The sequence below is a fragment of the Mesobacillus boroniphilus JCM 21738 genome (assembly GCF_000517385.1).
In the GTDB taxonomy this organism is placed as follows: Bacteria; Bacillota; Bacilli; order Bacillales; family Cytobacillaceae; genus Mesobacillus; species Mesobacillus boroniphilus.
Genome location: NZ_BAUW01000094.1, coordinates 1 through 13,883 on the forward strand (window position 1 = coordinate 1; position 13,883 = coordinate 13,883).

At 43.3% G+C, this 13,883-nt stretch carries 3 protein-coding genes, 6 pseudogenes and 1 other annotated feature; of the genes and pseudogenes, 5 read left to right on the forward strand and 4 right to left on the reverse strand.

The genetic code is table 11. The features are described 5' to 3' along the window. Positions 1 to 21: 21 nt before the first annotated feature. Positions 22 to 1,915 (reverse strand): annotated as a pseudogene (locus JCM21738_RS27515) (sensor domain-containing diguanylate cyclase). A gap of 454 nt (positions 1,916 to 2,369) precedes the next feature. On the opposite strand from JCM21738_RS27515, the pseudogene rpsD reads away from it, so the two are divergent. After that, positions 2,370 to 2,973: pseudogene (gene rpsD, locus JCM21738_RS18245) on the forward strand (30S ribosomal protein S4). A 286-nt stretch (positions 2,974 to 3,259) separates the two neighbouring features. On the opposite strand, the pseudogene tyrS reads toward rpsD, so the two are convergent. Continuing rightward, positions 3,260 to 4,518: pseudogene (gene tyrS / locus JCM21738_RS18250) on the reverse strand (tyrosine--tRNA ligase). 75 nt (positions 4,519 to 4,593) lie between these two features. Continuing rightward, positions 4,594 to 4,814: a binding site (T-box leader), on the reverse strand. Positions 4,815 to 4,955: 141 nt separating this feature from the next. Here tyrS and JCM21738_RS18255 point away from each other — a divergent pair. Further along, on the forward strand, positions 4,956 to 7,850 hold the full coding sequence (locus tag JCM21738_RS18255; RefSeq protein ID WP_023626963.1) for a transglycosylase domain-containing protein: 2,895 nt from the start codon (positions 4,956 to 4,958) through the stop codon (positions 7,848 to 7,850). Between the two features lie 111 nt (positions 7,851 to 7,961). Here JCM21738_RS18255 and acsA read toward each other — a convergent pair. Further along, positions 7,962 to 9,678 (reverse strand): annotated as a pseudogene (acsA, locus tag JCM21738_RS18260) (acetate--CoA ligase). A 268-nt stretch (positions 9,679 to 9,946) separates the two neighbouring features. Here acsA and JCM21738_RS18265 point away from each other — a divergent pair. From JCM21738_RS18265 to JCM21738_RS18275, 3 genes and pseudogenes are all read left to right on the forward strand, one after another. Then, positions 9,947 to 10,579, forward strand: coding sequence for a GNAT family N-acetyltransferase (locus JCM21738_RS18265; protein WP_023626961.1), 633 nt, complete (start codon positions 9,947 to 9,949; stop codon positions 10,577 to 10,579). 40 nt (positions 10,580 to 10,619) lie between these two features. Further along, positions 10,620 to 11,267 (forward strand): acetoin utilization AcuB family protein, encoded by a 648-nt coding sequence (locus JCM21738_RS18270; protein ID WP_023626960.1) that lies wholly within the window; start codon positions 10,620 to 10,622, stop codon positions 11,265 to 11,267. Next, positions 11,264 to 12,435 (forward strand): annotated as a pseudogene (locus tag JCM21738_RS18275) (acetoin utilization protein AcuC). The gene JCM21738_RS18270 and the pseudogene JCM21738_RS18275 overlap by 4 nt, the downstream one beginning before the upstream one ends. Positions 12,436 to 12,631: 196 nt before the next feature. Here JCM21738_RS18275 and ccpA read toward each other — a convergent pair. Next, a pseudogene (gene ccpA / locus JCM21738_RS18280) lies at positions 12,632 to 13,629 on the reverse strand (catabolite control protein A). Positions 13,630 to 13,883 lie beyond the last annotated feature (254 nt).

Consider the following 13,883-nt stretch of genomic DNA (forward strand, 5'->3'; position numbering starts at 1 on the left):
ATAAGATAAAAGAAAAAGCACTCAAGATTGAGTGCTTTTTAAAGTAGATTGTTCTTCATTCTGCACGACTACTTTATTTTTCCCTGAGCCTTTTGCTATATAAAGAGCCTGGTCCGCCCTTTTGAACACGGTCTTGATCGTGTCTTCCTGTCCCTTAATCCATGTGGATACCCCGCAAGAAACCGTGACATTAGTTCGTATGTTTTTCAACTTTATCTACCAGTCTGTTCGCAATCATGACTCCAGTCTCGAGAGGTGCTCCTGGAAGATAAATCGCCAGTTCCTCCCCGCCCCATCTTGCACCGATGTCAGTTCCGCGGATATTCTTGGCAATATGGCGGGCAAGCTGGATGAGTACCTCGTCTCCAACCTGATGGCCATACTGATCATTAACACTTTTAAAATTATCGACATCAATCAAAATAAAGGCCCCCTGCTGATCTTCAAGCATGGAAAGATTCATTTTGTCATCCAAATACCCTCGAGAATACAGCTTCGTCAAATGATCCGTCACAACCATTCTTTCCAACTCTTCACGCAGCATCGAATTGGTAAAAGCCAAAGTAGAATGGTGGATTAGAGACTGGAGCAGCTTGAATGTATCAAACGCAAAGTGATACGGCTCCTCATGCATGACAAGTGCAAAACCCTTCAATTCTCCGCTCTGGATCATCGGGACACCCATAATCGAGTGGAAGTGTAAGGAAGAGTCTTCACTATCAGATGTGATATCTCCGATAAATAATGGTTCCATATCCTGCTTGATTCGTTTGGCGATCCTCAATATATATCTGGAAGCATCCTTTGAAAAGAAAAAGCTTGTGCTGCCTTGAAGGACAGAGTAATCATCATGGTCTTCATCAAGCATGATGAAACCGACTTCCTGGGCATTAAAGGATTTGATGATTTGGCCGCAGATAAACTTCATCGTATCTGCCAGGCGCAAGCTTGTATTCAATTGATGTGAAGTTTCATTGATCAACTGCAAATCAGCAATCAATTTCCTGGATTGCTCATATAGCTTAGCGTTTTCCAGCGCACTGCCCGCGGTGTTGGCGAGCAGCTTGATGAACTCGACTTCATTTTGCGGGAAAACAAGTGAGTTCGGGGCAATCACCTGCAAAACTCCGTAAACACCTTGTTTTCCTTTTAGAGGCGCGTACATGATTGAATTTTTTTCTGTGGCAGAGTCCTCAAACTGGATCTGCCCGCTTACATATGACTGCATCGCGGTTAGGTTATCGCTATCGTATTCAAGGTCTTTAACCGGCAACCCGCCATACCCCTTATGGTCATGAGACAACAGCAGATAATAGGTGAAAGAAGGATATACTTCCCTTAGTGTGGAAATGATTTCACCGAGCACGGCATCCATATCCATCGTCGAATGGAATTTTTTCGTTACCCTGAATAATTGCTTATACCTTTTTTCTTCCTCCATTGTTTCCGCCAGGCTTCGCACTTTCTCAATGAACACATTGCATTCATGGGATAGCTTATTGAAAAAGCGGTCTGACAATTGGTTTAGAGTGTCACTGCTCATTTGGAAGCCGAACAGGCCCTTCAGTTTTTCATTAACTTTTAAAACTAGCAACAGTTCATGCTGGGGCATTGCTTCCGGATATTTAATGAAAGAATAAGGTTTCTCAGCCAATTCACTTACCAGACACTCAGGAAAAGTACTAATCACTCCGTCATTTGTCGATAAGCGTGTTGTAGCCTCCAGTAACATTCCTTGTTTCCATTCCTGACAGCTGTAAAAGTCGACCTCGTCGGCTTTTAGAAGTTCTTTTAATATAGCCGTCATATGTAAGAGAATCTCTGAAGGAGAAAAAGATAATCTTTCATTGCTGATCAAATCGAAAAATTTGCTTTTCAGTTCTAATATAATCTCGCGTTCCAATAATTCTTCCATATATTTATCACCTGTTTTAAAATCACTTAACAGCGATTTGTAAGTAGCTGTTTGGTCAGGCAGCAGCTGGGTAAACGAAAATGATTCATCACGCGGCAAGGTACTATCCTAAATATTTGAAAAATATAACAATTACAATTCATTATACCATAGACCTAGTAAAATAGTATGATATAAAAACCAAACTTTTTAGGGTTAGCTGACATATTAAAAAATTACTTTAACTTAAATATAACCTTGACTTTATAGCACCATAAATTATATAATACTCTTTGTGTAAAATATCGCAGCCTATGTGGTCTACATTATGTTTGTATTTTGTTCCTCAAACCTTGTTTGATGGTGTATCTCGTAACCCGCTGCTGCTAGGGCGAAGGTACATGAAAACAAAATACCCATAAATGTTCAATCACAATCTGTTTTTATTTTACAAAATAAAAACTAAGGAGGAGTCATTCATGCTCGTTATACCGGCCCAAGCTGGAAATTATCCCGCCGTCTTGGAATTTCACTAAGCGGTACAGGTAAAGAATTAGAAAAACGCCCTTACGCACCAGGTCCTCATGGTCCTAACCAGCGTAAAAAGCTTTCCGAATACGGATTGCAATTACAAGAGAAGCAAAAGCTTCGCCACATGTACGGAGTTACTGAGCGCCAGTTCCGTAACTTGTTCGACAAAGCAGGCAAAATGCCTGGTAAGCACGGTGAAAACTTCATGATTCTTCTTGAAGCTCGCCTTGACAACGTTGTTTACCGTCTTGGTCTTGCTCGCACTCGTCGTGCAGCTCGCCAGTTAGTAAACCACGGCCACATCATGGTTGATGGCGCACGCGTAGATATCCCATCTTACCGCGTAGCTCCTGGCCAGACAATCACACTTCGTGAAAAGTCACGCAACCTTGATGTTGTTAAAGAAGCAATCGAAGTTAACAACTTCGTACCTGACTTCTTGACTTTCGATGCAGACAAGCTAGAAGGAACTTTCACTCGTATGCCTGAACGTTCTGCTTCCAGCTGAAATCAACGATGCTCTTATCGTTGAATTCTACTCTCGTTAATAGAGTGCTTAATAGAACCCCGGCCGTTTTGGTGGGGTTTTTGTTTTGGTGCGGAAAGAGTGTAAAAATTCACCATTTGCGAATAAACTATTGATTTTTGCGAATAACTTTCTTTTTTTGCGAATAAAAGCATAAATTTTGCGAATAAACCTTCCATTTTTGCGAATAAAAGAATTATAAAAACCAAAATAACTTAAAAACAGCCTCCTGATATCCAGGATGGCTGTTTTTCTTCATTAATATTAACTGTTTTCCGCATGAAGCAACAAGGTTTGCGATAAGAGCTCTAGTATTTAATCATAAAATACTTCTTTTTGCCGCGGCGGACGATAGTGAACTGTCCGTCGATCTTGTCTGCATCGCTTAGGACATATGCAGTGTCGGTGATGCGCTCTCCATTCAGGGAGACTGCACCGTTCGATACATCCTCACGCGCCTGGCGCTTGGATGGAGAGATTTTTGCTGCAACCAGCAAGTCGACTAATCCTTGCTCTTCTTCCCCCTCTACTGTAAAAGAAGGAACGTCTTTGAAGCCTTGCTTGATTTCATCAGCGCTCAGGTTTTTGATATCGCCGCTGAAGAGTGCCGCTGAGATTCTGCTTGCCTGCTGAAGGGATTCTTCACCGTGGATCATGCGGGTCATTTCTTCTGCAAGGGCTTTTTGAGCCTTGCGAAGATGTGGCTCTTCCTCAACCGCTCTTTCCAGCGCTTCGATTTCTTCTTTTTCTAAGAAAGTAAAGAATTTCAAGTATTTCACAACATCAGCATCAGCCGTGTTGATCCAGAACTGGTAGAACTCGTATGGTGACGTTTTTTCCGGATCAAGCCATACAGCACCGCTTTCTGACTTTCCGAATTTTGTTCCGTCTGCTTTCGTGACAAGCGGAATTGTCAGTCCAAAAGCTTTGGAGCCTTCCGCAGACATTTTCCGGATCAATTCAAGACCGGTCGTAATGTTGCCCCACTGGTCGCTTCCGCCAATCTGCAATTTGCAGTCATGTTTTTCGTATAAATGGTAGAAGTCCATCGCCTGCAGGATGGTGTATGTGAACTCTGTAAATGAAATACCTGTTTCAAGTCTTGAAGCGATTGTATCCTTTGCCAGCATGTAATTCACGCCAACATGCTTTCCAAAGTCCCGCAGGAATGTAACAACGTCCATTGAGCCAGCCCAGTCATAGTTGTTGACCATCATGCTCCATTTTCGCCTTCAACGTCAAAAATTTTCCCGAGCTGCTTTTGGATACCTTCAACATTGAGCTGAACTTGCTCAAGTGTCTGAAGTTTACGTTCCTCACTCTTGCCGCTTGGATCGCCAATCAAGCCAGTTGCTCCTCCGACAAGAACAATCGGACGATGCCCTGCATTTTGGAAACGGCGCAGGGTCAGGAACGGAAGAAGGTGTCCGATATGCATGCTGTCTGCAGTTGGATCGACACCGCAGTAAAGAGAGATTTTCTCCTTCGAAAGCAGATCCTTAATTCCCTCTTCATCTGTTTGCTGGTAAATAATCCTGCGCCATTCGAGATCTTTTAGTAAATCCATCGATTTTTCCTCCATTCGGATATATATTTCTTAGCCGGATTTTCGCAGAAAATAAAAAACGCCCCTTGCAATAAATGCAAGGGCGCTGTATGCGCGGTACCACCCGGCTTGAAAACAAAATAAAAAGTGTCTTCCACTCAATAAAATAACGGTTAAACCGTCCGCGGCTACTGATAAATAAGTTCACTGCGGCGCTCGGGGAGGTAATTCATCCTTCTGTTTGTACCGGCTCACAGCGGCCGCCGGCTTTCTGGAACATTGACAGAAGCACTACTAATTCCCTTCACAGCTTTTCACTATAAAGTTAATAAAGCATTTTTACCATAAAGTATAACTTGTTGTCAAATTCGACATAAATTTTCAGAAAAATCCACATTAACATCTATCGACAGCCTGTTTATGCTATAATGTATGTGATTTTAGGGGGATTGATATGAATGCATGAAGGAAAACAGGCTTGGAAAGAAAAGCTTAAATCCTTTGGTGCTTTTTTTGCGAATAAAAAGACCGTAAAAGGAGCACGGATTACTTATTCGGTTGTCTGGAACATGCTGTTGTTATTGATCATTGTATTGGTTCTCGTTGGTGGATTCGCCGCGGGTACAGGCGCCGGGTACTTCGCATCCCTTGTCAAAGATGAACAAATCCGATCTTATGAGAATATGAGGAAAGATATTTACAACTATGAAGAAACATCAGATTTATATTTTGATAACGATGTTTATCTTGGCAAGCTCCGGACGGATTTATACCGTGAGGAAGTAAAGCTTGATGATATGTCGAAGCATTTGGTAAATGCAGTAGTCGCAACAGAAGATGAGTACTTTTACGAGCATGATGGCATTGTTCCAAAAGCAATCTTGCGCGCACTTTTCCAGGAAGTCACAAACTCAGCGACATCCTCTGGGGGAAGTACACTGACACAGCAGCTCATCAAGAACCAGATCCTGACAAATGAAATTTCCTTCGAGCGTAAGGCGAAAGAAATCCTGCTCGCCCTTCGCCTCGAGAAGTTTTTTGATAAAAAGGAAATCCTTGAAGCCTATTTGAATGTCGCTACCTTTGGACGAAACGCGAACGGCAGCAACATTGCCGGTGTCCAGGCCGCAGCTAAAGGAATCTTTGGAAAAGACGCTAAGAATTTGACCCTTCCGCAGGCTGCCTTTATCGCCGGCCTTCCGCAGAGCCCGTTCGGTTACACGCCGTTCAGCAGTGACCAAGGAAAGATGAAGGATCCAAAAGGACTTGAACCTGGCCTTTCCAGGTACAAGACAGTTGTTACAAGAATGCATGGCGCTGGTTTCATTTCCGATGAAGAGTTTAAGGAAGCGATCAGCTACGATATTACCAAGGACTTTGTAAAGGAAGTACCAAGTGATAATACCGTTGAGGAATATCCGTTCCTTACTTTTGAAATTGAGAAACGCTCAGTCCAGATCCTTGCTGAAGTTCTTGCTGAACGAGATGGATATGAAGCTAAAGATTTCGAAAAAGATAAAGAATTGAAGGCTGAGTATCACGCACTTGCAGACCGTGACCTTCGACAGAATGGATATAAGATTTATACGACCATCAATAAAGAGATTTATGAAAAACACCAGGAAACAGCAAACAAATATCCGTATTATGGAAGCAACAAACCGCAGGAAGTTCCTGACCCAGATGACCCAAGCAAGACGATAACGATTTCAGAACAAGTGGAAATTGGTGCAGTGTTGATTGAGAACAAGACTGGTAAAATGATCAGTTTTGTTGGCGGGCGTGACTTTGACATACAGCAAAGAAATCACGCTACCGATTCTCCGAGACAAAATGGTTCCACTATGAAACCACTGCTTGTTTACGCGCCAGCAATGGAGCTCGGGAAACTGCATCCTGGATCTGTTCTGCCAGATGTTCAGGTGTTTTTGTATGGAGCTGGAAAGGCTTGGCCAAATAACTATGATATGCGGTACAGCGGTTTAACATCCGCAAGACACGCTATGACCAAATCTTATAATGTCCCAGCTGTTCTTGCCTACAAGAATATCATCAACCAGAAGCCAGCGACTTTCCTGGATAAAATGGGATTCTCTAATCTGCATAAGGATGACTATGAAAACCTATCAACATCAATCGGATCATTGTCCGGTGGTGTCACTGTAGAAGAGAATACCAACGCATTTGGCACGTTCGCAAACGGCGGGAAATTCATTGATGCATACATGATCGAGAAGATCGTCGACAAAAATGGCGAGGTAGTGTTCCAGCATGAGTCGGAACCAGTAGATGTTTTCAGTCCGCAGACTGCTTACCTCACAATTGATATGATGCGTGATGTTATCAACCGCGGAACAGCAACTGCTGTAAAAGGCAGATTGAAATTCGGATCTGACTGGGCGGGCAAAACCGGAACCGGCCATGACTATTTTGATTCTTGGTTTGTTGCTACTAATCCGAATGTATCTTTCGGGGTCTGGCTCGGCTACGACCACAATAAACCACTGGAAAAACGATATAAAGGACTTTCATATAGCCAACGTACCCAATACGTCTGGGCAGACCTTATGAACGACGCTTATGACGTGGCACCCCAGCTAGTCGACCCAGAAGAGCCCTTTAAAATGCCTGGTGGAATTGTCAAACGATCATACTGTGCTGTATCTGGCTTGCTTCCTTCAAGTGCATGCTCTAAAGCAGGTCTTGTTGAATCAGATTACTTTATTGCAAAGGATGCTCCAACAAAGGTTGATGACAGCCTTGTTGAAAACAAATTCGTAACCGTTGGTGACAAGCGCTATATCGCTCTTGATTCAACACCAGCTGAATTCACGGACACTGGTGTGATCCTGAATCCCGAATATATGGAAAGCATCATCGGCCATAAAATCAGAGACCCGCAGCAGCTTATCCCTAAAAAGGATGCATGGAACAAAATCCTCGTTGCGGATGATAAGCTAAGTGAGAATGGCAAACCTCCTGCAGCACTGGGAATCAAGCTATCAGGAAAAACAATCACCTGGGGCAAGCATCCTGAAAATGATATTGTCGGCTATCGAATATATAACAACAAGAAAAAAATCGGCAGCATCAAGGCAGGGGCAGATTTAGTTTTCAATGCTGGGGACGGCTCATTCTATGTAACTGCTGTAGATATAGCTGGAAAAGAATCAGCACCATCCAATATCATTGAAATTGGCCAAAAACCAGAGCCGAAGGATCCGCCAGACGATCCAAAACCAAAAGACCCGCCTCCAACTGATCCTAAACCAAAGGATCCTCCACCTCCTGGAGATGGTGATGGAGAAGGTGAAGGAGATGGGAACGGCGATGGTAACGGTAACGGAAACTAGCAATAGAATATAAGTAGAAACACCGCATCTTGTTGAATGCGGTGTTTCTTTTTTTCCGTATATATAAAAGAGCGTGAAACTCGGTTCCACGCTCTTTTTGCTTGTATTCTATTAATCCTCCATTGTAGAAAGATCACCAGTTGGGAGATCAAGTTCCCAGGCTTTCAATACACGTCGCATGATTTTACCACTTCGTGTTTTCGGCAGCTTATCGCGGAATTCAATTTCGCGAGGTGCAGCATGTGCAGCAAGGCCTCTTTTAACGAATTGGCGGATTTCTTCGATTAATTCGTCAGACTGCTCATAACCGTCACGCAATGCGATGAATGCTTTGATGATTTCGCCGCGGACTGGATCTGGCTTGCCAATGACACCAGCTTCAGCAACTGCAGGGTGTTCAACCAGCTTGCTTTCTACTTCAAACGGTCCGACACGCTCACCTGAAGTCATGATGACATCATCAATACGTCCCTGGAACCAGAAGTAGCCATCTTCATCCATATACGCTGAGTCACCGGAAACGTACCAGCCACCTGGCATGAAGTAAGACTCATACTTCTGAGGGTTGTTCCAGATTGTATGCATCATCGATGGCCAGCCTTTTTGGATTGCTAAATTGCCCATTCTGTATGGAGCAATTCGTTGCCCTGGTCATCAACAATCGCAGCCTTCACGCCTGGGATTGGTTTACCCATTGATCCAGGCTTGATTTCCATGCTCGGATAGTTACAGATTAATTGGGCACCCGTCTCTGTCATCCACCAGGTATCATGGATGCGCAGATTAAACACTTTCATTCCCCATCTGACTACTTCTGGGTTCAGCGGCTCACCGACACTCAGGATATGACGAAGACAGCTAAGGTCGAACTTCTTCACTACTTCATCGCCTGCTCCCATCAGCATCCTGAAAGCTGTAGGGGCACTGTACCAGACAGTCACTCCGTATTCTTCGATCATCTTATACCATGTCTCTGGATTGAAACGTCCGCCAATGATGACATTGGACGTTCCTGCAAGCCATGGGCCAAAAATTCCGTATGAAGTTCCTGTTACCCAGCCGGGATCCGCTGTGCACCAGTAGACATCTTCTTCTTTAAGGTCAAGTACCCATTTGGCTGTCTGATAATGCTGGATCATCGCATTATGGACATGGAGAACGCCTTTAGGTTTTCCAGTCGAACCGGAAGTATAATGCAAAATCAGGCCATCTGCACGGTCAACCCACTCGATATCAAGCTTCTTGCTGGCTTCAGCTAACTTTTGTTTGAAATCAATATACTTATTGTTTTCCTCAATATTGTCGCCAACAAGAAGAATATGTTTTAAATCAGGAAGCTCATCGACAGAAACTCGCTCAAGAAGCTCAGGCGTCGTTACCAATACCTTCGCCCCACTGTCCTGCAATCTGTCACGGACCGCACCTTCCATGAATGCTTCGAATAATGGGCCTACAATCGCGCCTAGCTTGACCGCCCCGAGAACAGCAAAATACAGTTCTGGAGAACGAGGCATGAAGATAAACACGCGATCCCCTTTTTCCACATCAGCATAAGTTTTAAAAATATTTCCAGCTTTATTGGAAAGCTCCTTCATTTCTTTAAAAGTATACTTTTCCTTGCGCACCCCATCCTGATAATAAAGCGCAATTTTATTTTTCCTGAATCCTTCAGCATGGCGATCAATTGCTTCATATGCCATATTGACCCTGCCTGTTTCAGACCAGGAAAACTCTTTCTCCGCTTCGCTCCAATCAAATTGGCCATGAAGCTCTTGATAATTTTTTAAGTTATGATCCCTTGTGTAACTGGTAGCGCTTCCACTTTCATGTATCCATCCCCCTTGGCTTTATATTTAAAATCCATTATAGTATAAAAAATTGATTTTCTCAATTTTAAAAATATTAATAGAAAAAATTCATTGAGTTGAATGATGAGTGCAATCAGCATTTTCTTGATGCCGGATCATCCAATAATGTTAGGGATTTTCTTTTAAGAAATTTCATATTTAAATACAGAAAATTTTGTGAAAGCGCTTTTATCTGTTAGATTTTATGTATAATAGAATTAGTTTGAATTGTTGACGGGTGGTGACTGAATGGAACATAAAAAGACTTATAACGCAAAAGAATTGAAAACTCCTCATGGCCGTTTGATCATTGAAGGCCCGATTTCTCCTGAAAAACTTGCAAGCTATGAATTTCATGAAAATCTAGTGGCTTTCCGTCCCCCTGCCCAGCAGCAAAAGGCATTGGTTGAGATTGCCGGTCTGCCAGAGGGACGTATCATCGTAGCGCGCTCAGGTCATATGATTGTGGGTTATGTTACTTACCTTTATCCAGACCCGCTGGAAAGATGGTCAGAAGGAAAAATGAAAGATTTAATAGAACTTGGTGCAATCGAGGTCATCCCTGAATTCCGCGGCTGCTCAGTCGGCAAGAATTTGCTGATTGTTTCAATGATGGATGACGCGATGGAAGATTATATCATTATCACGACTGAATACTACTGGCATTGGGACCTAAAGGGTACCGGCTTGAATGTTTGGGAATACCGCAAAGTCATGGAAAAAATGATGAATGCGGGCGGACTGACCTGGTACGCAACAGATGATCCGGAAATCAGCTCTCATCCGGCAAACTGTCTGATGGCGCGAATCGGCAAAAGAATTGCGCCGGAATCAATCCAGCAGTTTGACCAGCTGCGGTTTATGAACCGTTTTATGTATTGATGATATTATAGATACCTCATCATTCAAGGAGGAAGGAACCATGATCGTCGAGGAAATTATGAAAAAGGATGTCACGACACTTTTTCCTGAAAATACAATTGCGGATGCAATCAAGCTAATGGCGGATAAGAAGATTCGCCATATCCCAATTGTAAATAAGGACAAAATTGTGATCGGACTGGTATCCGACAGGGACATCAAGGATGCCGCCCCTTCTGTGTTCCATTGGGATGAGCATAAGAGTGAACTCGAGAATCCAGTCAAATCGATTATGACGACTAATGTGATCACTGGGCACCCTCTGGATTTTGTGGAGGAAATTTCGGCCATTTTTCATGAACATAATATCAGCTGCCTGCCAATCACCAAGGATAAAAAGCTGGTTGGTATCGTCACTGAAACTGACCTGCTCCATACACTCGTTGAACTTACTGGCGCACATCAGCCAGGCTCGCAAATTGAAGTTAAAGTACCAAACAAAGCAGGAATGCTTTGTGAAATTGCATCTGTTATCAGCGTGAGGAAAGCCAATATTCAGAGTGTGCTGGTATACCCTGACCCAAAAGATGAACGTTATAAAATCCTTGTCGTGAGAATCCAGACGATGAATCCAATCGCTGTGATCGAGGACTTAAAAAAAGCAGGACATCACGTACTCTGGCCGAACCTGCCGGGAGTTTCATCATGAGCGATCGCTCTGTATTCGTCTTTTCCGAAGAGCTGCTGAATTATCGATTCAGCAGCCATCATCCTTTCAACCAGATGCGGTTGAAACTTACGCTGGATTTGCTGCGTAAAATTGGCGCAATTGATGAGGAACATATTGTTGCGCCTCGGATGGCAACGGATGAGGAACTTCACCTCGTTCATGACCCCAATTTTGTAAACGCTGTTAAGCTTGCTGGCCAGGGAAAGCTTAAGGGTGAATCTGCGGAAGGATATGGATTGGGAACGGAAGATACACCAATTTTTGCAAATATGCATGAGGCGAGCGCTTTGCTTGTTGGGGGCACCCTAACAGCAGTTGATTACGTCATGACCGGAAAAGCAGAGCACGCCCTTCATCTTGGCGGCGGCCTGCATCACGGCTTCCGAGGAAAAGCGTCGGGCTTCTGTATTTATAATGACAGTTCTGTAGCGATCAAATACCTTCAGGAAAAATACAATGCCCGGGTACTATATGTCGATACCGATGCCCACCATGGAGATGGCGTTCAATGGTCTTTTTACGATGATCCTAATGTATGCACTCTATCGATTCATGAAACAGGCCGTTATTTATTCCCCGGTACAGGAAATGTGAATGAGCGCGGCCAGGGTAAGGGCTATGGATATTCTTTCAATATTCCTGTCGAAGCCTTCACAGAGGATGAATCGTGGTTAGACGCCTATAGGAGTGCACTGATGGAAGTTGCCGAGTTCTTTAAACCGGACGTGATTCTTACGCAAAATGGGGCAGATGCTCATTATCTTGACCCATTGACCCATTTATCGTCTACGATGAAAATTTATCGGGAAATCCCAAAGCTGGCACATGAAGTTGCCCATAAATATTGCAGCGGCAAATGGATTGCCGTTGGAGGCGGAGGTTACGATATTTGGCGTGTTGTACCAAGAGCTGGTCACTAATCTGGATTGAAATGATCGAAAACCCAAACTGTTATGGCAGCTTGCCGCAGGATTGGTTAGAGGAATGGAAGGATCAAGCACCTGTTGAATTACCACCAGAGTGGGACGATCCTGAAGACTTATATCCGCCTATCCCGCGCAAACCGGAAATCACCGAAAAGAATGCACAGACAGTTGAAAAAGCCTTGTATCCAATCCGCTCAAATAAGAAATCTGAAACTGTGTAGTTTGAAACCGGGAGCATTTGACCCGGTTTTTTGTATATTTTTTTAAGTCTTTTCTCGTAAACCTTAAGCAATAATTGTACCCTTATACATGGTATTTGCTTCCTATAAGGATATCTTTAAGATCTAGGTAGTTACTTTCAAAATTTTGTGGTCGTTAAAAGCCCCTTGCATAGAAAAAATGCAAGGGGCTTCTCAATTATTTCGTAGATTTTCTCTTCTCAATTCTGTGCGGCAGGACGACGATGTTCTCATCGACGTTTTCTTTGTTCATGTATTTCGTCAATAAGCGCATGGCAACTGCTCCAATATCGTATAGAGGCTGGACAATTGTTGTAAGCTGCGGACGGACCATTAGGGTAAGTCTTGTGTTGTCTGAAGCGATTACCTCGAAATCTTCGGGCACGCTGTAACCGCGGTCAAATGCACCATGGATTACGCCAAGTGCCATCTCATCCGATCCAACAAGGATTGCTGTTGCTTTGTATCAAGCTCAAGGATTCTTTCAATAGCCTCGAGACCTGAATCATACGTATAATCTCCTTCGACAACAAGCTCTTCATTATACTGAATTCCAGCATCTTTTAATGCTCGCTTGTATCCTTCAAGCTTCTTATCCTTGTTGATTGGCTCAAGCTGCGGTCCGATAACGAATGCGATTTCCTTGTGCCCTTTTTCAACAAATGTAGAAACAGCATCGAATGTTGCCTGCTCATAATCAATATTGACTGATGGAATTCCTCCTGTTTCCTCAATTGAACCAGCAAGGACGATTGGTACCGGTGACTTCTTGAATTCCTCAACATGCTCGGCCTTAATATTGCCGCCCATGAAAACAATCCCGTCTACTTGTTTGCCAAGCATAGTGTTCAACAAATGCAGTTCTTTTTCAATGTTCTGGTCAGAGTTACTCAGGATAATATTGTATTTGTACATCGTGGCAATATCTTCAATTCCCCTTGCCAGTTCAGCAAAAAACGGGCTCGCGATATCGGGGATGATGACTCCGACAGTCGTCGTCTTTTTGCTTGCAAGTCCGCGGGCAACAGCATTCGGGCGGTAGCCAAGACGGTCAATGACCTCCATGACCTTCTTCCTTGTAGTTGGCTTTACATTCGGGTTTCCGTTGACAACACGTGAAACCGTTGCCATTGAAACGTTTGCTTCCCGTGCAACATCATATATTGTAATATTCATCTATTTCACTCCTTCAGGTAATAAACGGCGTTTTTCAGTTAGTTTACAGCAAAAATTGCCACAATAATCATTTTTGAGTTTGTGATTATATGTACAAGCATAATTATGTTATTAATCATACGACATCCTTATCAATCCCGCAATCTGAACAACTTAATTTATTTATTTTTATCACTATTTCTGTTAAAATCACTTCTTTTTAAGTTACCCTGAAATGCTCCAGAACAAAAAGCGCAAGCGCCTCGTTCAGCCCT

Excerpts from the sequence above, each read along its gene's own strand:
- JCM21738_RS18265 (WP_023626961.1), top strand. The coding sequence starts at position 9,947 with ATGGAACATAAAAAGACTTATAACGCAAAAGAATTGAAAACTCCTCAT.
- JCM21738_RS18255 (WP_023626963.1), top strand. The coding sequence starts at position 4,956 with ATGCATGAAGGAAAACAGGCTTGGAAAGAAAAGCTTAAATCCTTTGGT.
- JCM21738_RS18270 (WP_023626960.1), top strand. The coding sequence starts at position 10,620 with ATGATCGTCGAGGAAATTATGAAAAAGGATGTCACGACACTTTTTCCT.